27 protein-coding genes and 2 riboswitches are annotated in these 25,807 nt (G+C 67.6%); of the genes, 23 read left to right on the top strand and 4 right to left on the bottom strand.

Features of this window, described 5'->3' with window-relative positions:
- Position 1 precedes the first annotated feature (1 nt).
- Positions 2-697, bottom strand: a complete 696-nt coding sequence (locus H5U26_RS07740; RefSeq protein ID WP_290618331.1) for a 2,3-bisphosphoglycerate-dependent phosphoglycerate mutase — start codon at positions 695-697, stop codon at positions 2-4.
- A 123-nt stretch (positions 698-820) separates the two neighbouring features.
- Here H5U26_RS07740 and H5U26_RS07735 point away from each other — a divergent pair, with 123 nt between their 5' ends.
- On the top strand, positions 821-1,264 hold the full coding sequence (locus H5U26_RS07735; RefSeq protein WP_290618329.1) for a MaoC/PaaZ C-terminal domain-containing protein: 444 nt from the start codon (positions 821-823) through the stop codon (positions 1,262-1,264).
- A gap of 34 nt (positions 1,265-1,298) precedes the next feature.
- Here the strand turns inward: H5U26_RS07735 and H5U26_RS07730 are convergent, their stop codons facing one another.
- The gene (locus H5U26_RS07730) at positions 1,299-2,438 is read right to left on the bottom strand and encodes an insulinase family protein (protein ID WP_290618327.1); all 1,140 of its coding nucleotides are present in this window, start codon (positions 2,436-2,438) and stop codon (positions 1,299-1,301) included.
- Positions 2,439-2,452: 14 nt separating this feature from the next.
- Positions 2,453-2,560: riboswitch (guanidine-I (ykkC/yxkD leader) on the top strand.
- Between the two features lie 77 nt (positions 2,561-2,637).
- On the opposite strand from H5U26_RS07730, the gene H5U26_RS07725 reads away from it, so the two are divergent.
- From H5U26_RS07725 to H5U26_RS07640, 18 genes are all read left to right on the top strand, one after another.
- Positions 2,638-3,699: a putative urea ABC transporter substrate-binding protein gene (locus tag H5U26_RS07725; RefSeq protein ID WP_290618325.1), complete on the top strand. Its 1,062-nt coding sequence runs from the start codon at positions 2,638-2,640 to the stop codon at positions 3,697-3,699.
- Between the two features lie 18 nt (positions 3,700-3,717).
- Positions 3,718-4,536: an ABC transporter permease gene (locus H5U26_RS07720; protein ID WP_290618323.1), complete on the top strand. Its 819-nt coding sequence runs from the start codon at positions 3,718-3,720 to the stop codon at positions 4,534-4,536.
- A complete protein-coding gene (locus tag H5U26_RS07715) occupies positions 4,533-5,351 on the top strand; it encodes an ABC transporter ATP-binding protein (RefSeq protein WP_290618321.1) in 819 nt (272 codons plus the stop codon). The genes H5U26_RS07720 and H5U26_RS07715 overlap by 4 nt, the downstream gene beginning before the upstream one ends.
- A 21-nt stretch (positions 5,352-5,372) precedes the next feature.
- A complete protein-coding gene (locus H5U26_RS07710) occupies positions 5,373-6,548 on the top strand; it encodes an agmatinase family protein (protein WP_290618319.1) in 1,176 nt (391 codons plus the stop codon).
- Between the two features lie 31 nt (positions 6,549-6,579).
- On the top strand, positions 6,580-6,786 hold the full coding sequence (locus H5U26_RS07705) for a hypothetical protein (RefSeq protein ID WP_290618317.1): 207 nt from the start codon (positions 6,580-6,582) through the stop codon (positions 6,784-6,786).
- A complete protein-coding gene (locus H5U26_RS07700; protein ID WP_290618315.1) occupies positions 6,764-7,609 on the top strand; it encodes an urease accessory protein UreD in 846 nt (281 codons plus the stop codon). The genes H5U26_RS07705 and H5U26_RS07700 overlap by 23 nt, the downstream gene beginning before the upstream one ends.
- A gap of 25 nt (positions 7,610-7,634) precedes the next feature.
- Positions 7,635-7,937: an urease subunit gamma gene (gene ureA, locus H5U26_RS07695; RefSeq protein ID WP_290618313.1), complete on the top strand. Its 303-nt coding sequence runs from the start codon at positions 7,635-7,637 to the stop codon at positions 7,935-7,937.
- A 246-nt stretch (positions 7,938-8,183) separates the two neighbouring features.
- Entirely contained in the window at positions 8,184-8,273 is a 90-nt protein-coding gene (kdpF, locus tag H5U26_RS07690; protein WP_290618311.1) for a K(+)-transporting ATPase subunit F, read from the top strand.
- Positions 8,274-10,070, top strand: coding sequence for a potassium-transporting ATPase subunit KdpA (kdpA, locus tag H5U26_RS07685; protein WP_290618309.1), 1,797 nt, complete (start codon positions 8,274-8,276; stop codon positions 10,068-10,070). It abuts the gene before it with no gap.
- A gap of 10 nt (positions 10,071-10,080) precedes the next feature.
- Positions 10,081-12,147, top strand: a complete 2,067-nt coding sequence (kdpB, locus tag H5U26_RS07680) for a potassium-transporting ATPase subunit KdpB (protein WP_290618307.1) — start codon at positions 10,081-10,083, stop codon at positions 12,145-12,147.
- An 11-nt stretch (positions 12,148-12,158) separates the two neighbouring features.
- Entirely contained in the window at positions 12,159-12,746 is a 588-nt protein-coding gene (kdpC, locus tag H5U26_RS07675) for a potassium-transporting ATPase subunit KdpC (protein ID WP_290618305.1), read from the top strand.
- A complete protein-coding gene (gene kdpD / locus H5U26_RS07670; RefSeq protein WP_290618303.1) occupies positions 12,739-15,474 on the top strand; it encodes a two-component system sensor histidine kinase KdpD in 2,736 nt (911 codons plus the stop codon). Before kdpC ends, kdpD begins: the two co-directional genes overlap by 8 nt.
- Positions 15,456-16,139 carry a two-component system response regulator KdpE gene (gene kdpE / locus H5U26_RS07665; RefSeq protein WP_366055919.1) on the top strand — a complete coding sequence of 228 codons (684 nt, stop codon included), beginning with the start codon at positions 15,456-15,458 and terminating at the stop codon, positions 16,137-16,139. Before kdpD ends, kdpE begins: the two co-directional genes overlap by 19 nt.
- A 91-nt stretch (positions 16,140-16,230) precedes the next feature.
- Entirely contained in the window at positions 16,231-16,548 is a 318-nt protein-coding gene (locus tag H5U26_RS07660) for an urease subunit beta (protein WP_290618299.1), read from the top strand.
- A complete protein-coding gene (gene ureC, locus H5U26_RS07655; protein WP_290618297.1) occupies positions 16,545-18,251 on the top strand; it encodes an urease subunit alpha in 1,707 nt (568 codons plus the stop codon). Before H5U26_RS07660 ends, ureC begins: the two co-directional genes overlap by 4 nt.
- Positions 18,252-18,307: 56 nt before the next feature.
- Positions 18,308-18,544, top strand: a complete 237-nt coding sequence (locus H5U26_RS07650; protein ID WP_290618295.1) for an addiction module protein — start codon at positions 18,308-18,310, stop codon at positions 18,542-18,544.
- A 118-nt stretch (positions 18,545-18,662) separates the two neighbouring features.
- Complete coding sequence (locus H5U26_RS07645; protein ID WP_290618294.1) at positions 18,663-19,145, top strand: hypothetical protein; 483 nt, start codon at positions 18,663-18,665, stop codon at positions 19,143-19,145.
- A 75-nt stretch (positions 19,146-19,220) separates the two neighbouring features.
- Entirely contained in the window at positions 19,221-19,565 is a 345-nt protein-coding gene (locus H5U26_RS07640; protein ID WP_290618292.1) for a hypothetical protein, read from the top strand.
- Here the strand turns inward: H5U26_RS07640 and H5U26_RS07635 are convergent.
- Positions 19,552-20,181: a 2OG-Fe(II) oxygenase gene (locus tag H5U26_RS07635; RefSeq protein WP_290618290.1), complete on the bottom strand. Its 630-nt coding sequence runs from the start codon at positions 20,179-20,181 to the stop codon at positions 19,552-19,554. The genes H5U26_RS07640 and H5U26_RS07635 overlap by 14 nt on opposite strands.
- Before the next feature lie 285 nt (positions 20,182-20,466).
- Here H5U26_RS07635 and H5U26_RS07630 point away from each other — a divergent pair, with 285 nt between their 5' ends.
- From H5U26_RS07630 to H5U26_RS07620, 3 genes are all read left to right on the top strand, one after another.
- Complete coding sequence (locus H5U26_RS07630; RefSeq protein WP_290618288.1) at positions 20,467-21,156, top strand: VIT family protein; 690 nt, start codon at positions 20,467-20,469, stop codon at positions 21,154-21,156.
- 499 nt (positions 21,157-21,655) lie between these two features.
- A riboswitch (cyclic di-GMP riboswitch) is annotated at positions 21,656-21,749 on the top strand.
- 82 nt (positions 21,750-21,831) lie between these two features.
- A complete protein-coding gene (locus H5U26_RS07625; protein WP_290618286.1) occupies positions 21,832-22,689 on the top strand; it encodes a PEP-CTERM sorting domain-containing protein in 858 nt (285 codons plus the stop codon).
- A gap of 266 nt (positions 22,690-22,955) precedes the next feature.
- Positions 22,956-24,470 carry a hypothetical protein gene (locus H5U26_RS07620; RefSeq protein ID WP_290618284.1) on the top strand — a complete coding sequence of 505 codons (1,515 nt, stop codon included), beginning with the start codon at positions 22,956-22,958 and terminating at the stop codon, positions 24,468-24,470.
- A 358-nt stretch (positions 24,471-24,828) separates the two neighbouring features.
- Here H5U26_RS07620 and H5U26_RS07615 read toward each other — a convergent pair whose 3' ends face one another.
- Complete coding sequence (locus tag H5U26_RS07615; RefSeq protein WP_290618282.1) at positions 24,829-25,266, bottom strand: transposase; 438 nt, start codon at positions 25,264-25,266, stop codon at positions 24,829-24,831.
- Between the two features lie 254 nt (positions 25,267-25,520).
- On the opposite strand from H5U26_RS07615, the gene H5U26_RS07610 reads away from it, so the two are divergent.
- Positions 25,521-25,807: transposase (locus H5U26_RS07610; protein WP_290618280.1), on the top strand; the 287-nt coding region annotated here is incomplete at its 3' end.

The raw sequence follows: 25,807 nt of genomic DNA, 5'->3' as shown, positions 1-25,807 counted from the left end.
GTCAGCCGGTGCCCAGCACCTGCTTGTCGACGATGTGCAGCCGGTCTGCGTCGACATCCAGCCGGTAGATGATCGGCACGCCGGTCGGGATTTCCAGCTTGATGATGTCCTGGTCGGAAATGCCTTCCAGTTCCTTGGTCAGTGCGCGAAGCGAATTGCCGTGGGCGGAGATCAGCACCGTCTCGCCGCTCGCGAGACGCGGCCGAATCTCGGTGTTGAAGTAGGGCAGGGCGCGTGCCACGGTGTCCTTGAGGCTCTCGCCGTTCGGCGGCGGGGTGTCGTAACCGCGGCGCCACTTGACGAACTGCTCCTCGCCGTACTTGGCCCGCACCTCGTCCTTGTTCAGGCCCTGCAGGTCGCCGTAGTGGCGTTCGGCCAGCGGCACGACGTGCAAAAAGGCTGGAAACTCGTTCTCGTTCGGCCGGTAGGACTCGCGCGGCACGGTGCCCTCGGCCGGGATGAAGATCGGCGTGCGCCCGCCGCGGTTGGCGCGCAGCACCACCTGCAGGGTGCAGATGGCGCGCTGCAGGTGCGAGGCGTAGGCGGCATCGAAACGGTAGTCGGCCAGCAGGCGACCGGCCGTTTCGGCCTCCTGCCAGCCGCGCTCCATCAGCGGCACGTCGACCCAGCCGGTGAAGCGGTTCTGGTCGTTCCACAGCGAGCGGCCGTGGCGGATCAGGATCAGGGTGGCGGTCATGGCGCGGGCCTGGGTGCGGGTGGCGGGGCAGATAGTTTAAGTTTCCTTCAAGCCGGCGCGCTTGCCGGTCGCCTTTTGCAGCGCGTAATCTGCCGCCGCTTGTCCTGACCGCTAGGAGCTGAGATGACCGCCTGGTATTTCGAGGATTTCACCCCCGGCGCGGTCATCCCGACCGTGCGCCGTACCGTCACCGAGGCCGACGTGATGGCCTTCGCCGGCCTGTCCGGCGACTTCAACGTGCTGCACACCGACCGCGTGTTCGCAGCCGAGACGCAGTTCGGCGAGCCGATTGCGCACGGCCTGCTGGGTCTGGCCATCGTGTCCGGTCTGATGCATCAGACCGGTGTCATCAACGGCACCATCATCGCGTTCCTGGGCCTGACCTGGCGCTTCATCGGGCCGGTGAAGTTCGGCGACACCATCGCCGCCGAGATGCGCGTGCGGGCGGTGAAGGCAACCTCCAAGCCCGACCGCGGCGTGGTCACGCTGGCCTTTACTGTCACCAACCAGCGCCACGAGCGGATTCAGGACGGCGAGTTCACGCTGATGATGCGCACCCGGGGCTGATCCGGATGCGGTGAGCCGCAGGCGCGGCGCGCGCTCATACCACGATCTGCAACACGCAGCCGGCGGCCGGCAGCACGATCCGTTGGCCGGGCGCCGGCTCGATGCCGGGCGGATGCTGCGTCAGCGCCTGTGCCTGGTTTTCCAGGTCGTCCCGGGCCAGCGCTGCGCGCGCTGAAAGGGCGTCGCGCGCGAGGTTCGTCATTTCCGAACTCGAGCCTTCGTTCGCCAGCGCATCCAGGCAGGCATTCACCGCGTCGGCACAGGCGGCGACCCGGCCCGGCACCGTCGATACCTGCACCGCGATCAGGCCGGCATCCGAATGGAACTCTGGCCACACCGCGCACGCGTAGGCAAGACCGCTGTCCCGCAGCGCCGCGGCGAGGGTGAATTCCAGCACCGCTGCGGTCAATTCCCAGCCCGCCGTAGCGGCGCGGTCGTAGGGCATGCACGGCAGTGCCCACAGCAGGCTTGCTGGCCGCTCATCGCGCAGATCGCCGTAACGGCCGGGCACGAACTCGGGCGGTGCTCCCCAGTCGGGGGCGGTGCCGGCGGGCAGCCTTGCCAGCGGCGCAAGCGCTGCTTCGACCGCGGCAACATCGAAAGCGCCGACGACCGCGACGCCAAGCCGTGCTCCGACGCACTGGCGCGCCCACAGTCGCTGCAGCGCAGCCGGGCCGGCAGATGCCGGATCGGCCGGCAGCACCAGCCGGCCGAGCGGATGCTGCGGCCAGGCGAGCCGGATCAGGGCCTCGTGGGGCGGCGTCTGCCCCACGAAAGTGCGTTCGGCTTCGATCACGCCCAGTTCCAGTGCCAGGTCGGTTTCGTCGAAGGCCGGTTCGCACAGGCACTCGACCAGCAGCTCGGCCAGTGCGGACGCCTGCCCGGCCGGCGCGCGGCCGATCAGCGCCAGATGTTCGCGGCCGGTCTCGGCATTGACCATGCCCCCGAGCGCCGTGATGCGCCGGGCGAGTGCCGACGAATCGCTGCGGGCGGTGCGCCGCAGCAGCAGGTGTTCCAGCAGGTGCAGATGCCCGGCATCGGCGGCGGTTTCCTCGCGCGTGCCGCCTGCCAGACGCAGCACCACGGCGACGGAAGCGGCCTGCGGACGCGGATCGAAGGTGATTCGCCCGCCGTTGGGAAGGGCCTGCGTGGTCGTGGCGGCAGGGTGTGGCACAGGGATTGCAAAGTTCACGTTGCGTCTAGGGTTCCGATTCGGCTGCGGCCGGGTGCTGGTCCGAGAGAGGCAGCCCGGCCCCCACAGGACCGGGTACACGGCGGGACAAAAGCCCGGGAGATGTTAGCTGCGCTGGGGTCCACGGCGCCTGGCATTTCGCTCGCCGGCCCCCCGGCGCTTCCACCACAGGGAGCGCACCATGAACCGCTTGACCACCCTGCTGCTTACCGCCGTGCTGGCGGTTGGCCTCGCCACTCCGGCGCAGGCGGCGCCCAAGAAAGACTTCCGCATCGCCTGGTCCATCTATGTCGGCTGGATGCCGTGGGGCCACGCGGCTGATACCGGCATCGTCAAGAAGTGGGCCGACAAGTACGGCATCAGCATCGACGTGGTGCAGATCAACGATTACGTCGAGTCCATCAACCAGTACACGGCCGGCGCCTTCGACGGCTGCGTGATGACCAACATGGACGCCCTGACCATCCCGGCGGCCGGCGGGGTGGACTCCACGGCGCTGATCGTGGGCGATTTCTCGAACGGCAACGACGGCGTGGTGCTCAAGGGCGCCACGGACCTGAAGGCCATCAAGGGCCGCAAGGTGAATCTGGTGGAACTATCGGTTTCGCACTACCTGCTGGCGCGGGCGCTGGAGTCGGTGGGGCTGAGCGAGCGCGACATCACCGTGGTGAACACCGGCGATGCGGACATCGTGGCCGCCGCGGCGGCGCCGGATGTGGACGCCATCGTCACCTGGAACCCGCAGCTGGCCGAGGTCAAGGCCTTGCCGGGCGCGTCGCTGGTATTTGATTCGTCCGATATTCCCGGCGAGATCATCGACCTGCTGGTGGTCAACTCGGCCACGCTCGCGGCCAACCCGGCGCTGGGCAAGGCGCTGACCGGCGCCTGGTACGAAACCATGGCGCTGATGGCCGCGCAGGACGCCGCCGGCAAGGCCGCGCGCGAGGCCATGGCCAAGGCTTCCGGAACCGACCTGGCCGGCTTCGAAAGCCAGCTCGCCACCACGCAGATGTTCTACGAGCCGGCCGAGGCGGTGGCCTTCAGCCGCGATCCGGCCCTGCTGCGCACCATGGATTACGTGCGCACGTTCTCGTTCGCCCACGGGCTGCTGGGCGAGGGCGCCAGGAGCGCCGATGCGGTGGGCATTGCCTTTCCGGGCGGCAAAACGCTGGGCGATGCCGGCAACGTGAAGCTGCGTTTTGACGACACCTACATGAAGATGGCGGCCGACGGCGCGCTGTAAGGCGCGACAGGCAAGGCCATGACCCGCCTGCTCAATCGCCGCCCCGGCCGCGCCAGCGCGCTGGTGCTGGGGGTGCTGCCGCTGGCCCTGTTGGCCTTGGCCTACCTGATCGGCTCCGACGCGCGCCTGGCGGCGAACCCCAACGACAAGCTCCTGCCGTCGCTGGCAACGCTCGCGGACACCACGGTGCGCCTGGCCACGCAGCCGGATGCGCGCAGCGGCAGCGTGCTGCTGTGGGCCGATACCGCCGCCAGCCTGCAGCGCCTGACCTGGGGCGTGGGCGTGAGCGCCGTGCTGGGCTTTGCGGTGGGCGTGGCGATGGGCCTGATCCCACTGGTGCGCGCCACGCTCGGGCCGCTGGTGGCGGTGCTGTCGATGATCCCGCCGCTGGCGCTGCTGCCGATCCTGTTCATCGTGTTGGGGCTGGGCGAGCTGTCCAAGATCGTGCTGATCGGCTTTGGCGTGGCGCCGTTTCTGATGCGCGATCTGGCCCAGCGGGCGGGCGAGATCCCGCGCGAACAGGTGATCAAGGCGCAGACGCTGGGCGCCAGCACCTGGCAGATCGCCCTGCGGGTGGTGATTCCGCAAACCCTGCCGGCGCTCGTGCACGGCCTGCGCCTGACATTGGGGCCGGCCTGGTTGTTCCTGATCGCGGCCGAGGCCATCGCCGCCACCGATGGCCTCGGCTACCGGATTTTTCTGGTGCGCCGGTACATGGCGATGGACGTGATCCTGCCGTACGTGGCGTGGATCACGCTGCTGGCGTATGCGATGGACCGCACGCTGGCGGCGCTCGCCCGCCGCTGGTTCCCGTGGGTGGAGGACAACGGCGCATGAGCGGCCTGGACGTCAACGGCCTGTGGCTGCGCTACGGCGCCACGCCGGTGCTGGAGCGGATCGAGCTGCATGTGCCGGCCGGCGAGCTGGTCACCATCGTCGGCGCGTCGGGCTGCGGCAAGACCAGCTTTCTGCGCCTGCTGCTGGGGGAGCTCAAACCCACGCGTGGGCAGATTCTGCTGGACGGCAAGCCGCTGGCCGCCGAGCCGGGGCGTGAGCGCGGCGTGGTGTTCCAGCGCTATTCGGTCTACCCGCACCTGACCGTGCTGGGCAACGTGCTGCTGGGCCTGGAGCTGGACCGGGCACGCTTCACCGGTCACCTGTTCGGCCGTACGCGGCGCGTGGCGCTGTCCCGCGCCCGGGCCATGCTGGAAGCCGTCGGCCTGGCCGACGACGAGGCCAAATACCCGGCGGCGCTGTCCGGCGGCATGCGCCAACGCCTGGCGATTGCCCAGGCGCTGGTGATGGAGCCGGCCATCCTGCTGCTGGACGAACCCTTCGGCGCGCTCGATCCGGGCACGCGCAAGGACATGCACGCGCTGCTGACGGCGCTGTGGCAGCGGCTGGGTCTTACCGTGTTCATGGTCACGCACGATTTGCACGAGGGCTTCGCGCTGGGCACCCGCCTGCTGGTGTTCGACAAGCCGCGCTGGGACCCGCAGGACCCGACCGCCTACGGCGCCACCATCACCTACGACCTGCCGCTGCGCAGTCCCGAGGCCCACACGTCCCCGGAACTGGCAGCCGCGCTGGCCAGCGCCATGCGCCCGCGCCGCGCGCCGGCATCCGTTTCGCAGTTCCCCCACCACCCCTGAAGCCAGACAGGAGCTTTTGCCATGTCCCGATTGCGTTCCTCGCGCCCGCCCGCAGGTCCGGCGGTGCGCCAACATCACCCCAGTTTCGACAAGACCAGCCTGCATTCCTGGGCCATGCTGGGCAAGGAAGAGCTGATTCCGCTCGACCGCTGGCACGCCGAGCAGGCGCGCGGCCTGAAGCTGGGCCTGCCGGGCGCCGACAGCCTGGACGACAAGACCATCCCCACCTTCTCGCGCGGCGAGCTGCCGCACTTCGCCGGCATCAACACCTTCATGAAGGCGCCGTACTGCGAGGACGCCAACCTGATCGGCAACTATGACGCCTGCGTGCTGGGCGTGCCCTTCGACGGCGGCACCACCTACCGGCCGGGCACGCGCTTCGGACCGCAGGGCATGCGCCGCATTTCTGCGCTGTACACCCCGTACAACTACGAGATCGGCGTTGATCTTCGCGAGCAGATGACGCTGTGCGACGCCGGCGATGTATTCACCATCCCGGCCAACATCGAAAAGACCTTCGACCAGATCAGCAACGCCGTCGGGCACGTGTTCCGATCCGGCGCCTTCCCGGTGATCCTGGGCGGCGATCACTCGATCGGCTTTGCCACCGTGCGCGGCATCGCCCGCGAGACCGACAAGAAGATCGGCATCATCCACTTCGACCGCCACGCCGACATCCAGGAAAAGGACCTCGACGAGCGCATGCACACCACGCCCTGGTTCCACGCCACCAACCTGCCCAACGTGCCGGCCAAGAACCTGGTGCAGATCGGCATCGGCGGCTGGCAGGTGCCGCGCGAGGCCATCGCCGAAGCGCGCAAGCGCGACACCACCATCATCACCATGAACGACGTGGTGGAGCTGGGCCTGGAGAAGGTGGCCGAGATCGCGCTCGAGAAGGCCTGGGACGGCACCGACGCGGTGTACCTGTCCTTCGACATCGACTCGGTGGACTGCGGCTTCGTGCCGGGCACCGGCTGGCCGGAGCCGGGCGGCTTTCTGCCGCGTGAGATCCTGTACCTGATCGGCGCCGTGGCCAAGGAAGGCCTGTGCGGCATGGAGGTGGTGGAAGTCTCCCCGCCGTACGACACCTCGGACATCACGGCGCTGCTGGGCGTGCGGGCCTGCGTGGACGTGCTCGGCACGCTGGTGGCGCACGGCAAGATGGGCGCGCACAAACACATGATCCGCGGCTGAATCACCTGCAAGCAACCTCGAGGAAACCCCAATGAAACACGCACCAAAAGCCCTTTTCCTGGCCATGTTTGCGCTGCCCGGTGTCGCGCTTGCCCATCCGGGCCACGCCCCGCTGGCCGGACTGCCGGACCTCCTGCTGCACCACCCGTGGACCGCACTGCTGGTGTTGGCGCTGGGCGTCGGTGGCCTGAGTCTGCTGGGCGCGCAGCGTGCTCGTGCGCGCTCGCGCCGACGCTGAGATCGCCACCGGCTGGCGCGCACACCTCGGCCTGAGCTTTGCGCGCCAGGGCGAGCGCACCGTGCTCGCCCGGCGCGCGCACGGCGGGCCGCTGACCGTGCAACGGCCCTTTCATCCGGAAGGGCCGGCCGGTGCCTGTCACGTGTATCTGCTGCACCCGCCGGGCGGGGTGGTGGGCGGCGACGTGCTGGACGTGGCGGTTCACGCCGGGCCGCACAGCCGTGTGCTGATCACCACACCGGCCGCGAGCAAGCTGTACCGCAGCGCCGGCCCGTGCGCGCAGCTCACCCAGACGCTGCGCGTGGACCCCGGCGCGCAACTCGAATGGCTGCCGCAGCCGACCATAGCCTTCGCCGGCGTGCACGCGCGGGTGGCGACGCGGGTGGAGCTTGCGCCCGGCGGCCGCTTCATCGGCTGGGAGATCCTGTGCCTGGGCCGGCCGGACAGCGGCGAGCGCTACGCCGGCCGGCTCGGCATGGCGCTGGAGCTATGGCAGGACGGTGCGCCGCTGTGGCTGGAGCGCGCCCATTACGACGGCGCGGCGCTGCTGGATGCACCGTTTGGTCTGCGCGGCCAGTGCGTCAGCGGCACCTTGCTGGCCACACTGGTAAGCGAGGAGGAAATCGTCGGCGCCGTGCGCGCGGCGGTGGAGGCGCATGCCGGTGTGCTGGCCGGCGCCAGCAACGTGGACGGCGTGCTGGCACTGCGCGTGCTTGGCCCGCAGGCGCAGGCCGTGCAGCGCGCCCTCATCGACGCCTGGGCCGCGCTGCGCCCGGCCGTGCTGGGCCGCCCGGCGCTGGCGCCGCGCATCTGGGCGACCTGAGTTTCAAACGAAAAAGGGAGACCGCATGGAACTGACCCCACGCGAGAAAGACAAGCTGCTGCTGTTTACCGCCGCGCTGCTGGCCGAACGGCGCAAGGCGCGCGGCGTGAAGCTCAACTACCCGGAAGCCGTGGCCTATATCAGCGCGGCGATTCTGGAAGGCGCCCGCGATGGCCGCACGGTGGCCGAAATGATGGATTACGGCCGCACCCTGCTGACGCGCGACGACGTCATGGAAGGCGTGCCGGAGATGATCCCCGACGTGCAGGTGGAGGCCACCTTTCCGGACGGCACCAAGCTGGTGACCGTGCACGAACCCATCGTTTGAAGCGCAGCCCGGCCGTTGGCAGCCGGGGTTCCATTGCCAGCCTGATCCGCCTCATGTTTACGGCTTGTTGACGCCACAGCCGCGTCTTTTGTCGGCCAGTTTGCAGGCGTCGGCGTATCGTGCCGGATGTCTGTCATGCATGAGGAGCAGCGCGATGGATGGGGTCTGGTTGCTTGTCCTGTTGGTCCTGTTCGGTCTCGTGGTGGGTCTGGCGGTCGGCTGCGGTCGCCTGCCGGGAGCGGCGCCATGAGTGTGGTCTATCTGATCGGTGGCGCATTGGCGGTGGCGCTGCTCGGTTATCTCGTCTACGCCCTGATCCGGGCGGAGGATTTCTGAATGACCACGCAATCCTGGTTGCTGCTCGCGGCTTATCTGGTCGTGCTGCTGGCGGCGGTCAAGCCGCTGGGCCTGTACATAGCCAAGCTCATGGACGCGCCGCGCTGGCGGCCGCTGGCGCGGCTCGAAGGCGGCGTTTTCCGCTTGTGCGGCATCGGCCGTGAGGAGATGAGCTGGCGCCAATATGCCCTGGCGGTGCTGCTGTTCAGTCTGGTCGGATTCATTGTGGTGTACGCGCTGCAGCGGTTGCAGTTGTGGCTGCCGCTCAATCCGCAGCAGATGGTGAATGTCACGCCGGATTCGAGTTTCAACACCGCTATCAGCTTCGTCACCAACACCAACTGGCAGGGTTATGGTGGCGAGGCCACTATGAGCTATATGACGCAGATGCTCGGGCTCGGGGTGCAGAACTTCGTCTCGGCCGCGGCGGGCATCGCGGTGGTGTTCGCCCTGATCCGCGGCTTCGCGCGTCATTCGGCGCAGACCATCGGCAATTTCTGGGCCGATCTGTACCGCGTCACGGTCTATCTGCTGCTGCCCTTGTCGTTCGTTTTGGCACTGGCACTGGTCAGCCAGGGCGTGATCCAGAACTTCTCGGCCTACCAGGAAGTCACCACGCTGGAACCGGTGAGCTACGAGGCAGCGAGGCTCGACGATGCCGGTCAGCCGGTGACGGATGCCGCGGGTAATGCCGTCACCGAGACCGTCGCCACGAGCGCCCAGACCCTGCCGATGGGACCGGCCGCCTCGCAGATCGCCATCAAACAGCTCGGCACCAACGGCGGCGGCTTCTTCAGTGTCAACTCCGCGCACCCATTCGAGAACCCGACGCCGCTGTCCAATTTCCTGGAGCTGCTGGCGATCCTGCTGATTCCGGCCGCGCTCTGCTACACCTTCGGCAGGGCCGTGGGCGACACCCGCCAGGGCTGGGCGGTGCTGGCGGCGATGACGGTGATCTTCGTCGGTGCCACGATCGCGGTCATGAGTTTCGAGCAGCAGGGCAATCCGCTGCTCGCCGCGCTGGGCACCGATCAGACCGCGAGCGCGCTGCAATCCGGCGGCAACATGGAGGGCAAGGAGACCCGCCACGGTATCGGCGCCTCGGCGCTGTGGGCGGCCGCGACCACCTCGGCCTCGAACGGCTCGGTCAACGCCATGCACGACTCCTTCACGCCGCTGGGCGGGCTGGTGCCGATGGTGCTGATGCAGCTCGGCGAGGTGGTGTTCGGCGGCGTCGGCTCGGGTCTGTACGGAATGCTGGTGTTTGCCATGATGGCGGTGTTCATCGCCGGGCTCATGATCGGCCGCACGCCCGAATACCTCGGCAAGAAAATCGAGGCCTTCGACATGAAGATGGTGGCGATCGCCATCCTGGTGACCCCGGCGCTGGTGCTGCTGGGCACGGCGATTGCGGTGAGCGCCAGCGCCGGCACCGGGGGGGTGGCCAATCCCGGCGCGCATGGTTTCTCGGAAATCCTCTACGCCTTCTCGTCCGCGGCCAACAACAACGGCAGCGCCTTCGCGGGTCTTGGCGCCAACACGCCCTTCTACAACGGCTGGCTTGGCGTGGCCATGTGGCTGGGGCGCTTCGCGGTGATCGTGCCGGTGCTGGCGATCGCCGGCTCGCTGGCGGCCAAGAAGCGTCTGGTGCAGGGGCCGGGCACGCTGCCGACCCATGGCCTGCTGTTCGTGGGGTTGCTGGTCGGTACCGTGCTGCTGCTGGGCGCGCTGACCTACGTGCCGGCGCTGGCGCTGGGGCCGGCGATCGAGCACCTGATCCTTTGGGCTGGCAACTGAGGCGAACCCCATGACGACCAAAAGCCTTTCGCTGTTCGATCCCGTCCTGTTACGGCCGGCGCTGGTGGATGCGCTGCGCAAGCTCGACCCGCGCGTGCAGTGGCGCAATCCGGTGATGTTCGTGGTCTACGTCGGCAGCCTGTTCACCACCGCGCTGTGGCTGCAGGCACTGATTGGCACGGGCGAGGCACCGGCCTGGTTCATTGGCGCCACCACGGTGTGGCTGTGGTTCACGGTGCTGTTCGCCAATTTCGCCGAGGCGCTGGCCGAAGGCCGCAGCAAGGCGCAGGCGGCGGCGCTGCGGGCCACCAAGAAGATGATCCTGGCCAAAAAGCTGCGCGAGCCCCGCTTCGGCTCTGACTGGGAATCGGTGCCCGGCTCCGATCTGCGCCGCGGCGATGTGGTGCTGGTCGAAGCCGGCGACATGATTCCGGCCGACGGCGAGGTCATCGAGGGCGCCGCCTCGGTCAACGAGAGCGCCATCACCGGCGAGTCGGCGCCGGTGATCCGCGAGTCGGGCGGCGATTTCTCGGCCGTCACCGGTGGCACCACGGTGCTGTCGGACCGGATCGTGGTGCGCGTCACCGCCAACCCCGGCGAGACCTTCGTCGATCGCATGATCGCGCTGGTGGAAGGCGCCAAGCGGCAGAAGACGCCCAACGAGATCGCGCTGACCATTTTGCTGGTGGCGCTGACGCTGATCTTTTTGCTGGCCACCGTGACGCTGCTGCCGTATTCGCTGTTCGCAGTGGCCACTGCCGGGGCCGGCAGTCCGGTCACGGTGACCGCGCTGGTGGCGCTTCTCGTGTGCCTGATTCCGACCACCATCGGCGCGCTGCTGTCGGCCATTGGCATCGCCGGCATGAGCCGCATGCTGGGCGCCAACGTCATCGCCACCTCCGGCCGCGCGGTGGAGGCGGCCGGCGACGTGGACGTGCTGCTGCTGGACAAGACCGGCACCATCACGCTGGGCAACCGCCAGGCGGCGGCCTTCCTGCCGGTGCCGGGCGTGTCCGAACAGCAACTGGCCGATGCCGCGCAGCTGGCCTCGCTGGCCGACGAGACGCCCGAAGGCCGCAGCATCGTGGTGCTGGCCAAGCAGCGCTTCAACCTGCGCGAGCGCAATCTGCTCGAATTGGGGGCGACCTTCGTGCCGTTCTCGGCGCAGACGCGCATGAGCGGCGTGAATCTGGGCGACCGGCAGATCCGCAAAGGTGCGCTGGAGGCGATCCGCAAGCATGTGGAGGCCAACGGCGGCCGGTTGCCGGACGATGTGATTCGGGCAGCAGAGGAAGTGTCGCGCCGCGGCAGCACGCCGCTGGTGGTGGCCGACGGCAGCCGCGTGCTGGGCGTGATCGAGCTCAAGGACATCGTCAAGGGCGGCATCAAGGAGCGCTTCGCCGAGCTGCGGCGCATGGGCATCAAGACGGTGATGATCACCGGCGACAACCGCCTGACCGCCGCCGCCATCGCCGCCGAGGCCGGCGTGGACGACTTTCTCGCCGAGGCGACGCCCGAGGACAAACTCAAGCTGATCCGCCAGTACCAGGCCGAGGGCCGACTGGTGGCCATGACCGGCGACGGCACCAACGATGCACCGGCGCTCGCCCAGGCGGATGTCGCGGTGGCCATGCACAGCGGCACCCAGGCGGCCAAGGAGGCCGGCAACATGGTCGATCTGGACTCGAATCCGACCAAGCTGCTGGAAGTCGTGGCGGTCGGCAAGCAGATGCTCATGACCCGCGGCGCGCTGACCACCTTCAGCATCGCCAACGACCTGGCCAAGTATTTCGCCATCATCCCGGCCATGTTCGTGGCGGTTTACCCGCAGCTCGATGCGCTCAATGTCATGGGGCTGGCCAGCCCCATGTCGGCCATCCTGTCGGCGGTGATCTTCAATGCCCTGATCATCGTGGTGTTGATCCCGCTGGCGCTGAAGGGCATCGCCTACCGGCCGCAGGGCGCCGGCGTGGTGTTGCGACGCAACCTCGCGATCTACGGCCTGGGCGGAATCATCGTCCCGTTCCTGGGCATCAAGCTCATCGATCTGGGCCTCGCGGCGCTGGGTCTGGTGTAAGGAGCACTGTCATGACATCCCTGTTACGTCCCGCACTCTCCCTGTTCGTGCTGCTCGGCGTGCTGACCGGGCTCGCCTATCCGCTCGCGGTGACCGGCGTCGGCCAGCTGCTGTTTGCGCATGCGGCCAATGGGTCGATCCTGGCGGTGGACGGCAAGCCGGTCGGCTCGGCGCTGATCGGCCAGTCCTTCACCGGTGCGCGGTACTTCTGGGGCCGGCCGTCCGCCACCGGCCCGTTCCCCTACAACGCCGCGATCTCGAGCGGTTCGAATCTTGGCCCGCTCAACCCGGCGCTGAGGGATGCGGTCAAGGCGCGCATGGCGGCACTGCGGGCCGCCGATCCGGGTAACGACCAGCCGGTGCCGATCGATCTGGTCACCGCGTCGGGCAGCGGTCTTGACCCCGACATCTCGCTCGCGGCTGCGCGCTACCAGGTGGCGCGGGTGGCGAAGGCCAGGGGGCTGGCAGTGCAGCAAGTTTCCGCGCTGATCGAGCAGCAGGCCGCGCGGCCCTGGCTGGGCATTCTGGGCGCACCGCGGGTGAACGTGCTGCGCCTGAACCTGGCGCTCGACGGCCACCGGGTGCAGCCGCTTGACTGAGGTCCCCGGTCGCCCCGACCCGGACGCCCTGCTGCGGCAGGTGACGGCGGACGAGGCGGCGGCGCGGCGCGGCAAGCTGAAGATCTTCTTCGGCGCGGCGCCCGGCGTGGGCAAGACCTACGCCATGCTGGCGGCGGCCCGGCAGGCGCGCACGCAGGGCGTGGAGGTGGTGGTCGGGCTGGTCGAAACGCACGGCCGGCCGGAGACCGAGGCCCTGCTGGATGGCCTCGAAATCCTGCCGCGCAAGCCGGTCGAGCACCGTGGCCGCATGCTGACGGAATTCGACCTCGACGCTGCCCTCGCCCGGCGCCCGGCGTTGCTGCTGGTGGATGAACTCGCCCACTCCAATCTGCCCGGTTGCCGGCATCCGAAGCGCTGGCAGGACGTGGAGGAACTGCTCGCCGCCGGCATCGATGTCTGGACCACGCTCAACGTGCAGCACCTGGAGAGCCTCAACGACGTGGTCGGCGGCATCACCGGCGTGCGGGTCTGGGAGACGGTGCCCGACCAGGTATTCGACGCCGCCGACGAGGTGGCGCTGGTCGACCTGCCGCCGGACGACCTGCTGACGCGTCTCAAGGAGGGCAAGGTCTACCTGCCCGAGCAGGCGGCGCGGGCCGCCGAGCATTTCTTTCGCCGCGGCAACCTGATCGCGCTGCGCGATCTGGCGCTGCGACGCACCGCCGAGCGGGTGGATGCGCAGATGCAGGGCGCGCGCCTGGCCACGCCCGGCAGCCAGGTGTGGGCCACCAGCGAATCGCTGCTGGTGTGCCTGGGGCCGGGCGACACCGACGGCAAGCTGGTGCGCACGGCGGCACGCCTGGCGAGCCGGCTGAACGCCCATTGGCATGCGATCTACATCGAAACGCCGCGCCTGCAGCGCCTGCCGGAAGCGCAGCGCAGCGCCATCCTCGCCACCCTCAAGCTGGCGCAGGAGATGGGCGCCGAAACGGCGGTGCTGGCGGCGCCGGACCTGGTGGATGCGGCGCTCGACTACGCTCGCGAGCGCAACCTGAGCAAGATCGTCATCGGTCGGCGGGCGCGACCGCAGCGGCGCTGGTGGGGCCAGTTCATGCGCCGCCTGAGCGAGCGGGCGCCGGACATCGACCTGATCGCGGTGGCCCGTCGCGCTGACGACGGGCGCCCACCGCAACGCCGTGTGGCGGTTGACGACGCGCCCGCGCCCCGGATCGCCAAGGCGATCTGGCCCCGTTACGTCGCGGCGGCGCTGCTGTGCCTGGGCATCACGGCGCTGGCCACGCCCCTGCGGGATTACCTCGAGCTGACCAACATCGTCATGCTGTTCCTGCTCGGCGTGGTGCTGGCGGCGTTCCGCTGGGGACGCGGGCCGGCGGCGCTGCTGGCCGTGCTGTCGGTGGCGCTGTTCGATTTCTTCTTCGTGCCGCCGCGTTTGACCTTTGCCGTCAGCGATGCCCAGTACCTGCTCACCTTCGCCGTGATGCTGATCGTGGGCCTGACCATCGGCCATCTGACCGCGCTGCTGCGCTACCAGGCGCGCATCGCCGGACGCCGCGAGGAGCGCATTCGCAACCTCTACCAGATGGCCAAGGCGCTGGCCTCGGCATTGAGCGAAGCGCAGGTGGCGGCGATCAGCGACCGCTTCGTGGAGGCGAGCTTCCGCGCCCAGGCGACCGTGCTGCTGCCCGATGCCGCCGGCAAGCTCCGGCCCCAGGACGGGCAGGCACCGACCGTGGACGTGGCCATCGCGCAGTGGTGTTTCGACCACGGCGAGCCGGCCGGTGTCGGCACCGACACCCTGCCGGCTGCCCGTGCCGCCTACCTGCCGCTGAAGGCGCCGGTTGGGGTGCGCGGCGTGCTGGTAGTGGAGCCGAGTCACCCGCGCCTGTTGCACATCCCCGAACAGCGCCGCCTGCTGGAGACCTACGCGGCCCTGATCGCGATGGCGCTGGAGCGCCTGCATTTCGCTACCGAAGCGCACGGCAGTCGGCTCGGCGCCGAATCCGAGCGCCTGCGCAGCTCGCTGCTGGCGGCGCTGTCGCACGATCTGCGCACGCCGCTGACCGCATTGGTGGGGCTGGCCGACACGCTGACGCTGCAACTGCTGGCGGTACAGGCGCCGGAGAGCGAAACCGCCGCAGCCATCCGCGACCAGGCGCTGCGCACCAGCCGGCTGGTCGACAACCTGCTGGAAATGGCGCGCCTGCAATCGGGCACGGTGCAGCCGCGCAAGGAGTGGCTGGCGCTGGAGGAGCTCATCGGCGCAGCGATCAAGGCGCTGGAGCCGTCGCTCGCCGGCCATCCATTGCAAACCGACCTGCCGGCCGACCTGCCGCTGGTGCAGGGCGATGCGGTGATGCTGGAGCGGGTGCTGGTGAACCTGCTCGACAACGCCATCAAGTACACGCCGCCCGGCACGCCGCTGGGCATCACCGCCCGCGTGGCCGGCGATGTGCTGGAGGTGGCGGTGTGGGACGAAGGACCCGGCCTGCCGCCGGGCCAGGAGCGGATCATCTTCGACCGCTTCACCCGCGGGCAGCGCGAATCGGCGATTGCCGGCGTGGGGTTGGGCCTGGCCATCTGCCAGGCCATCATCGACGCCCACGGCGGGCACATCCGGGCCGAAAATCGCCCCGAAGGCGGCGCCCGTTTCGTGTTTACCCTGCCGTTGGCGCCGCCGCCGACAGCCGCCGACGAAGTTGCCCCACCCACACACGCGCAGGCCGAGTCATCGACGGCACCATCCTGATCGTCGAGGACGACCCCACCATCCGCCTGTTCGTGCGCCGCGCGCTGGAGGGTGAAGGCCTGCGTGTGTTCGAGGCGCCGACGCAGGCGCGCGGCCTGATCGAGGCCGGCACGCGCAGGCCCGATCTGGTGATCCTCGATCTGGGCCTGCCCGATGGCGACGGCCGGGACTTCATCACCGCGCTGCGCGCCTGGAGTCAGATGCCGGTGATCGTGCTGTCGGCGCGGGTCGAGGAGACCGACAAGGTGGCGGCACTTGATGCCGGCGCGGACGACTACCTGACCAAACCCTTCGGTGTCGCGGAGCTGCTGGCGCGGGTACGGGTGGCGCTGCGCCGCAGCCGGGCGGGCGAGGGCGGCGAACCGGTGCTGTTGCTGGGGGATGTGACCGTCGATCTGGCGCACCGCCGCGCCAGCCGCGGCGGGCAGGACATCCACCTGACGCAGACCGAGCTGCGCCTGCTGGCGGCGCTGCTGCGCCATCCCGGCAAGGTGCTCACCCAGCGCCACCTGCTGCGCGAAGTCTGGGGGCCGGCGGCGGTGGAGCAGGGCCACTACCTGCGCATCTACATGGCACGCCTGCGCCACAAGTTGGAGGTCGACCCCGCCCGGCCGGTGTTCCTGCTGACCGAAACCGGCGTGGGCTACCGCTACGCGCCCGCTTGAATCATCGGGAAAGGGCTTTCTGGCGCGTGGCTTGCATGCAGGCGTGGCGCAATCCCGACGCCGAGCAAGGCAGTCCACAGGAGCGATGTGCATGATTCCAGGAGAAATCGACCCCCAGCCCGGCGAGATCGAACTGAACGCCGGTCGGCCCACCCTCACGCTCGAAGTCGCCAACAGCGGCGACCGGCCGATCCAGGTCGGCTCGCACTACCACTTTGCCGAGACCAACCCGGCGCTGCGCTTCGACCGCGCCGCCGCGCGCGGCATGCGGCTCGACATCCCCGCCGGCACCGCGGTGCGCTTCGAGCCCGGACAAAGCCGCGAGGTGCGGCTCGTGCCCTACAGCGGCGCGCGCGCCGTGTGGGGCTTTCGCGGTGAAGTGATGGGCAAGCTGGAGGCGCAGCCATGAACCGCATCAGCCGCCGCGCCTATGCCGAGATGTTCGGCCCCACCACCGGCGACCGGGTACGCCTGGGCGACACCGAGCTGTGGATCGAGGTCGAGCGCGACTTCACCGTCTACGGCGAGGAGGTCAAGTTCGGCGGCGGCAAGGTGATTCGCGACGGAATGGGCCAGAGCCAGGCCACGCGCGCCAGTGGCGCCCTGGACACCGTCATCACCAACGCGCTGATCCTGGACCACTGGGGCATCGTCAAGGCCGACATCGGCATCAAGGGCGGGCGCATCGCCGGCATCGGCAAGGCCGGCAACCCGGACGTGCAGCCGGGCGTGACGCTGGTCATCGGTCCCGGAACCGAAGTCATCGCCGGCGAGGGGCTCATCGCCACCGCCGGCGGCATCGACGCGCACATCCATTTCATCTGCCCGCAGCAGGTGCAGGACGCGCTGATGTCCGGCATCACCACCATGCTCGGCGGCGGCACCGGACCGGCCACCGGGACGAATGCCACCACCTGCACGCCCGGCGCCTGGCACCTGGCGCGCATGCTGGAGGCCGCCGAAGCGCTGCCGATGAATCTCGGCTTCCTCGGCAAGGGCAACGCCAGCCGGCCCGAGGCGCTCGTCGAGCAGGTCGAGGCCGGCGCCATGGGCCTGAAGTTGCACGAGGACTGGGGCACCACGCCGGCGGCCATCGACTGCTGCCTCACCGTCGCCGATCACTACGACGTGCAGGTCGCCATCCACACCGACACGCTGAACGAATCCGGCTTCGTGGAGGACACGCTGGCCGCCTTCAAGGGCCGCACCATCCACACCTACCACACCGAAGGCGCCGGCGGCGGCCACGCGCCGGACATCATCAAGGCCTGCGGCGCGGCCAACGTGCTGCCGTCCTCCACCAACCCAACGCGGCCCTACACGGTCAACACCGTGGACGAGCACCTGGACATGCTGATGGTGTGCCATCACCTGGACCCCGGCATCGCCGAGGACGTGGCCTTCGCCGAATCGCGCATCCGCCGCGAGACCATCGCCGCCGAGGACATCCTGCACGACCTGGGCGCGTTCTCGATGATCAGCTCGGACTCCCAGGCCATGGGCCGGGTGGGGGAGGTCATCACCCGCACCTGGCAGACCGCGCACAAGATGAAGGTGCAGCGCGGCGCGCTGGCGCCGGACACCGGCCGCGCCGACAACTTCCGCGCCCGCCGCTACGTGGCCAAGTACACCATCAACCCCGCCATCAGCCACGGCATCGCCCACGAGGTCGGCTCGCTGGAGGCGGGCAAGCTAGCCGACATCGTGTTGTGGAAGCCGGCCTTCTTCGGCGCCAAACCGGCGCTCATTCTCAAGGGCGGCGCCATCGCCGCCGCGCCCATGGGCGACCCCAACGCCTCCATCCCCACCCCACAGCCGGTGCACTACCGGCCGATGTTCGGCGCGCTCGGGCCGGCCATCGCCAGCACCTGCCTGACCTTCGTCTCCCAGGCCGCGCTGAATGCCGGCGTGCCCGAAACGCTCGGCCTGCGGCGCCGCGCCGTGGCGGTAAAGAACACCCGCGCCATCACCAAGCGCGACATGGTGCTCAACGACTACCTGCCGCTGATGGAAGTGGATTCGCAAACCTACGAAGTGCGCGCCGACGGCGTGTTGCTGACCTGTGAACCGGCCAAGGTGCTGCCGCTCGCGCAGCGGTATTTTTTGTTTTAACGTGGCTGGCATCGCATGAAACTTCGGGTTACGAAACCCGATTGGAGAGACCCGCCATGAGCGCGAGCAGGGACGTCAAGGAACTTGAAGCCCAGGCACTTTCGCTTCCCATCGACGCACGCGCCTCCCTGGCGCATCGTCTGCTGCAAAGCATGGAAGAGGTGTCCGAAGCCGAGTACGAGTGGCTTTGGGGCGAAGAATCGCTCTGCCGCGCGGCCGAAGCCGACTCGGGGCGAACTCGGACTGCGTCCGGAGCGGAGGTAGCCCGCAAGGCCATATCCCTGCTCCGGTGAATTACAGGGCGTTGGTTTCGGCACCAAGACCCAGAAACCGGAAATGGCTAGCCTCCGAACGCCTTCAGTGTGAGACACCGCGGGTTTTAAGGGCATGCGACAGAACAAGGAGATGACGATGAAACGTAGCATCGTGGTGTTTGCGGCTTTCGTACTGGGTGCCGGTGCCGCCCACGCGGATACATTGGGAACCATCACCGCCAACTGGCAGGGCGAGGAGCAAACGTGGTTCGTCACTGCAAAGGACGGCGAAAGCCAGTCCTCACACGACGATTCCGCGAAGGTTATCGATAGTTTCACGCTCTGGGGCAACCCGCAGGAGACCGATCTGGCCGCGACCAAGAACGCGATTTCCCTTCGCTTTTATGTGATGAGGGGCCCCAAAGGCAAGGAAGCCCGTGGGACCGATTTCTATTACCTGCTGTCAGGGTTTTCGGACAAATGGGAGGCCGGCGAGGAGGACACCGAGGTCAAGCTGGAGCTGTTCGACAAGACCGACACGGCCGTTCACGTCAGGGGAACTTTCGAGGCCTCCCCGAAAAGAGAGGGTGAAACGACCGAGATTGATGGCGTTTTCGACGTCACCTTTCCGCTGGATTGAGCATTGGTTCGCCCGGCGAACGGTTTGGTTTAGGGAAGCGCTGATTTATTCCCCCCCCGTTGGTGGCGTGAGACCTTGGTCCTGAGACAATGCGGCCTGGTCCGCAGCCCGGTTGGGCTGACGCAGGAAGCCCAACATCGTTTACAGCGGGAATACCGGAGCACAAAGGTTGCCAGGCGCAAGCTGCCCGACGGGGCGCTTTCTGTGCGTGATGCCTGGGTGGGATGCAAAACACGCAGGCTTCGCAATCGTGTCTTTCGGACGATGATGAATCTGTCGGGCTTCCTGCTTCACCCCAACCTGAACCGCGGCAACCCAACCGGCATGAACTACATGACCTATCGGGACGAGAAGCGGGAGAGCAGTCGCATCAAAAGCGGCCTGGGCCGACAGGTGAAGGCCGCTCTCAGAATTTCTTGATGGCGCGACGCACCAGTTTGTGGATGATCTTGCGCATGCCGGTGGCCTTTTTTCTCTGAAGTCGCTGCGGATCCACCCAGTACATCTGCAGCGTGCGCCGTTCGCCCGATGCGGACGGAAAGCCGTGGAAGGAATGCTCGTTGCGCCGAAAGGCAATCAGGTTGCCGCACACCGGCGGGACCTCGACGTAGTAGTCGTCCATCCGGTCGAGGCTCTTGTTCAGGCGCAGTTGGCCGCCCCGCTGCGTCCACTGCTCGTTGAAGTAGATCAGCACCGTGATTTTCTTGGAACGCGAGTCGTTGTGAATGCGGCCATCGAGCCTCGACATGTGCTTGCGGATCGTCACCTGGGTCGGGAATGCATCAAGATCCATGCCGAACTTGGCGGCGAAATGCCGGCGCACGTCGGGGCCGGTCAGCTCGTCGACCAGCGCCTGGAAGCGCGGGCCGCAGCTCAGGTCCTCGAACGGAAAATTGCCGGCGGCATCGATGGCCGGAAAGTCGGCGTTGAGCCCAGCCAGCGCTTCCGGCCTCACGAAGCCGGGCACGATGAGGTAGTCGCACGGCTCGGTCTGCAGCGGCGTGGCGTCGAACTTGGCCAAGTTGAGCATCGACATGCGGTCGTCCTTCGGATTTCGCGGTGTTTTCAGACGCGCGGAACAAAAGCATGGGGTCAGGTCCAGAGTTTATGCATTACTCTAAAGTCTAGGCCTGACTCCTGTATTGTACGCAGCTGGCAACCTTTGTGCTCCGGTATTCTCGGTGTAAACGATGTCGGGCTTCCTGCGTCAGCCCAACGGGCTGAACAGAAGACCGCGTGCGACGGCGTATAGCGTGCCTCGCTCTCGCTTTCACTCGGGCCTGAGCGTTGGCTTCGTCTTTCATTTCAATTGGAGCTTTGCATGAGGCATGGTGAAAGGCACAGGACGGAACGGATTGGCTGGCTTCGTGCTGCGGTTCTGGGGGCAAATGATGGAATTGTATCTACTGCCAGTCTGGTTCTGGGGGTGGCAGCAGCAGGGGCAGACCCAAAAGCGGTCTTGGTGTCGGGTGTTGCCGGTCTCGTTGCAGGCGCCATGTCGATGGCAGCGGGTGAGTATGTGTCAGTCAGCTCCCAATCGGATACGGAGCGGGCGGATCTTTCCCGAGAGAGTGGAGAGCTGGCCAGTGCGCCCGAACAAGAGCAAGCGGAATTGGCTGAGATATACGTCAGGCGGGGGTTGGATAAAGAACTCGCAAGCACGGTAGCAGTCCAGCTCATGGAGCACGATGCGCTTGGTGCGCATGCACGCGATGAACTCGGTATTTCGGAAACATCGACGGCTCGCCCGATTCAGGCTGCGTTTGCGTCTGCAGGTACATTCTCGGTCGGCGCGAGCCTTCCTCTACTCGTCGTCCTGTTGTTGCCGGCTTCCTCGCTTATGTGGACTGTTCCAGGCAGCTCTCTGTTGTTCCTTGCGTTACTGGGCTCATTGGCAGCGAAAACGGGCGGCGCTCCCGTTCTCGTAGCGGCTTTGCGAGTCACTTTCTGGGGTGCCCTGGCAATGGCCTTGACGGCAGGAGTCGGTGCGCTGTTCGGGGTGGCCAATTGATTTGCCGGCCGTGCATCGTCTCGCGCATGGATAAGACGTAGTTTGTGGGAGGCCCGCCCTCGGGCCGAATCGCCAAGGCCGAGACTGTGGGAGGCCCGCCCTCGGGCCGAAGGGTTGGCCACCAAGATTCGCACCCTGTGGGAGGCCCGCCTCGGGCCGAATGGGTCGCCACGACGATTCGCGGCGAGGGCGCCGCTCCCACAGAGGAGGGTCGCCGCTCCCACGATTCGCCATCTGTCTGTGGGAGGCCCGCCTCGGGCCGAATCGCCAAGGCCGAGACTGTGGGAGGCCCGCCCTCGGGCCGAATGGGTCGCCACGACGATTCGCGGCGAGGGCGCCGCTCCCACGAGACACCGCTCCCACAGGCCCACCTCGGGCCGCATCGCCTGCCGGTCGCGAAAACTGTCATCAAACGGTAAGCGCCGCGTAACTATCGGTCGCTAGTCTGCCCCCGTCGCCTGGATGTCCCGGGCGGCGCGTGGGGGTCTTCGGGCCGCCGCGGGACAAATGCCACACCCGTCGTGAGGCGGGGCCGGAAAGCCACGGATCTTGTTGCCCTCGCCTGAGGCCACCAAGACCGCCGGGTTGCCAAAGCGGCCCCTGGATGCACTCTCCGTTCGTTCGAGCGGCCGGCATGTCGCCGGCTTCATCATTCCTTGCGAGGGAGTATCGACCATGCAGACGACATTGAAATTGACGACCCTGGCCGGCGCGGTGGCGCTGGCGCTGGGCGCCGGCCAGGCTTCGGCCAACATCGTGCCCGCCTCCACCGGCAACAGCGAGATGGTGCTGTCGGTATGGGATTCGGCGCGCCAGGCTGGCTACACCCTGGATATGGGCATTTTCCAGAGCACGCTGACCCCGGCCGGCGTGAGTTCGCAAAGCGGCATCATCTCCAACAGCACCCCGCTGCAGATGAGCTTTGCCCCCGACGCCCTGCTGACGCAGTTCCTGGCCGACTCGACCGCCAACGGCAGCCTGGGCAGCGTGCGGTGGAACGTGGTGGGCGGTGACTCAACCGGCACCACCCTCAATACACGCAAGATACTGACCACCGCGCTGTCGTCCGTCACGGAGGCCACGATCGAGGCGCTGAGCGGTGTCCAGATGGGCAACATGCTGGGTGCGTTCAATGTCTACGTGTCGCAGGCCCAATCCGGCACGTTGGGCACGCACGACACTCAGGAAAACGGTTCCAACATCGAGGTGATCGGCGACGGTCTGGGCAACGACCAAGCGTACTCCGGCAGTGGCGGTTGGGGTGCCGCCTTCGGTGGTTGGGCCAACTTCAGCAACGCCGGCTGGCTGGACCAGGGGCTCAACTTCTGGTCGCTGTCGAATGGCGCTGCTGTGAGCTCCAAGATCAGTGCCACGCAGTTCTTCGGCGCCTCGGCGCCGGCGATCTGGACGCTGGCCAGCGACGGCACCCTGACCTTCGCCGCCGTGCCGGAAGCCGAGACCTGGGCGCTGCTGGGCCTGGGCCTGTTGGGCGCCGGTGCCGTGGCGCGCCGGCGCAGCCGGGCGCTGGCCTGAGCGTCGGTTGAGGGCCTGAGCGGTTGGTGGTGTCCGAAGCTTCGGCCCGCGGGCGGGCCTCCCACGGGGAACTCCCCTGTGGGAGGCCCTCCTCTCTTGCTGGGTTGTGGGAGCGGCGCCCTCGCCGCGAATCCCGGTAGCCAATCCCAATCATTCGGCCCGAGGGCGGGCCTCCCACGGCGGATCGACCCTCACCAAACCGCTCATTGAGTAATTGTCTCCTTGACTTGTCTATTTCCAATCTTCCATCCGAAGGAGTTCCTGCAATGACCCTGTTCAAACTGAATCCGCTGGCGGCGGCCTGTGCCGCGGCGCTGAGTCTGTCCGCCGGCCAGGCGCTGGCGCTGACCGCGTTCGAAGCACCGGACGTCGACATCTACCTGTCAGGTGCCTCGGCGCCGCAGAATCTGCTAGGCGAAGTCGCCAACAAGCTGTTCGATTCGAGCCAAGGTATTTTTGTTTACCACGACAACAACGGCTCCACAAACAATTTTGGTGACGACGGCAGGAGCTACCGCGCCTACTTCGGCGTGGTGAAAGCCGACCCGAGCATCAAGGCCAGCCTGCACGGCAAGAAGGTGCTGCTGGTCAACCGCGCCAAGGGTGGCTCGGTGTGGGGCGTGAACCCGGTGGCCCGCGCCGAGGCCATCGCCACCATGAAGATCGATTCTGCCTCCTGCACGCTGAACACTGGCATCTATCGCTGCCCGGAGGTGGGTAACGATCTCACCCCCACGGCCGACAACCGGGTTCCCGACTTCGGCGTGTCGGACGTCGAGCCGAACATGTTCAAGGGTCCGTACAATGTAGAGTTCGGTGCTGATCAGCTCGACCCGACAGAAGCGGTTGTGTTCGACGGCACCCAGTTTGGCGCCAGCTCGCTGATGATGGGTATCGTCGCCACCAACGCCGTGCCCGACACGCTGCCGATCAGCCGCGCCGAGTACGGCGCCATGCTGTCCGGCCTGATCACGGACTGGGGCAATGTGGCCGACGGCAGCATCAGCGGTCCGGTGGCGGTGTGCCGCCGCGTGCAGGGCTCCGGCACGCAGGCCAGCTACAACTGGTTCTTCAACAACTTCCCGTGCGCCCAGAACAGCCTGCACGGCACCGCCGCTTCCACGCCGCCGGCGCGCATGGCGGACAGCGCCGGTTACGACAGCGCCCATGCCGGGACCTCGGCAGACCCGATCCTGATCGATCCGAGCGCGGGCTACACGGTGGTCGAGAACCCCTCCTCGGGCAACGTGCGCGACTGCCTAGCGCGGGCCCAGTCCGGTACGGATCACACCTTCACCGGCGACGACGGCAAGGTCTACAAGGTCCGGTTCAGCCTGGCGCCGGCCACCAAGGCCATCGGCGTGTTGTCGCTGGACAGCCTGAACAGCGAGAACGGCTGGTCGTTCCGCGCGCTGGACGGTGCCGGTCGCATCAACCCCGCGACCGACGCCTTCGAGTGCACCAACGCCGATCAGCTTGAGTGCGGCATCGCGCCGACCAAGGCCAACCACCGAGAAGGGCGTTACGACTTCGCCGTCGAGCTGTCCTTCCAGTACCGCAACACGACGGCTGGCGCGTCGGCACTGGGCGGCCTCAAGAAAGACGTGGCCGACGAGTTCATCGAGCTGATCGGCGACCCGGCCGTGCTGAGCACGCTGGCGGCCGGCCCGAAGGAAGCCACCATCGCGCTGCCGATCAACTACGACCCGACCACCAACAGCAATGTTGCCAAGGCGACCCACTACGGCAATACCTGCGCGCCGCTGCAGAAGTTCTTCTGAAGTAAGCGCACCGCATGGCCGGCGTAAGGCCGGCTGACCTGAACAAGCCCCGGGGATGGCGACATCCCTGGGGTTTTTTTGTCTGGCCTGGCGGGTATCGGTCGGCTCTGTGGGAGCGGCTATTTGGATTGTGGGAGCGGGCGCCCCTGTGGGAGCGGCGCCCTCGCCGCGAATGGTTGTCGCCAATCATTCGGCCCGAGGCGGGCCTCCCACAAACAGCGAATCTTTCAGCCAATCATTCGGCCCGAGGGCGGGCCTCCCACACCCACTGTGGGAGCGGCGCCCTCGCCGCGAATCTTGGTGGCGACCCATTCGGCCCGAGGCGGGCCTCCCACATGGGCCTCCTGCAAGTGCTTTCTTACAGCCAGATGGCATCCCAGTGCGGGTAGTCGCCGACGCGCTGCACCAAGCCGGCCCGCACGGGATTCAGCACCAGATAGCGGGCGATGCGCGCCAGATCCTCGTCCGCGCGCACGGCGTGGTCGTGAAAGCCGGCCTGCCAGATCGGCCCGGTCATGGCATGGGCCACCACACTCTTGACCCGGCCGACCACGGTGGCCAGGGTGACACCCTCGCCAAGTTGCATGAGCCAGTGCAGATGGTCCGGCATGGCCACGTAGGCGAGGGTCGTGGCCGCGCCGCAGTCATTTTCGCGGCGCAGAGCCGACACCAGCAGGCGAGCGGCGGTCCAGTCCGCGAACACCGGGCGCCGCTGCAGGGTTGTGGCGGTGACCAGGTAGGCGCGGCCGGCTTCCGAAACCCGGCCGCGCCGCAGCCGGTGCGAGGCAAAGCGCATCGGGGGTGCTCCGTCGGAAAACAGGTTTCCCGGCTCCGGTGGTTGTCTGGACAGGGGTGAGTCTAGCCGGTGCGAGGAGTTGTTCGGAGTTTTACCAGGGTAGTGGGAGCGGCGCCCTCGCCGCGAATCGTCGTGGCACCCATTCGGCCCGGGGGCGGGCCTCCCACAAATGGCGAATCTTCCAGCCTGTCCTGGTCCAATCGAAGTGGACACCTCGATAGGGGATCATCCATCCCCCTGAGGAACCTGAAGACATGACACCCCGCATCCGTAGAACTTTCGATAGCCCCTTCAAGCTGCAGGTCGTGCAGATGATCCGCGACCAAGGCCTGGGCGTCGGCCAGGTCTGCCGTGACCTGGACCTGGTCAACAGCGCGGTGCGCCGCTGGCTGGCGCAGTACGACGCCGAGCAGGCCGGTCAGCCGGGCATCGGCAAGCCGCTGACGGCCGAGCAGGAACGCATCCGCCAGCTGGAGCGTGAGAACCAGCGGTTGCGCGAGGATGTGTCGATCCTAAAAAAAGCATCGGCCTTCTTCGCCCG

This window comes from Immundisolibacter sp. (genome assembly GCF_014359565.1).
Taxonomy (GTDB): Bacteria; Pseudomonadota; Gammaproteobacteria; order Immundisolibacterales; family Immundisolibacteraceae; genus Immundisolibacter.
Note: the sequence above shows the minus strand (reverse complement) of the source record. Positions and strands in the feature narration are given on the sequence as shown.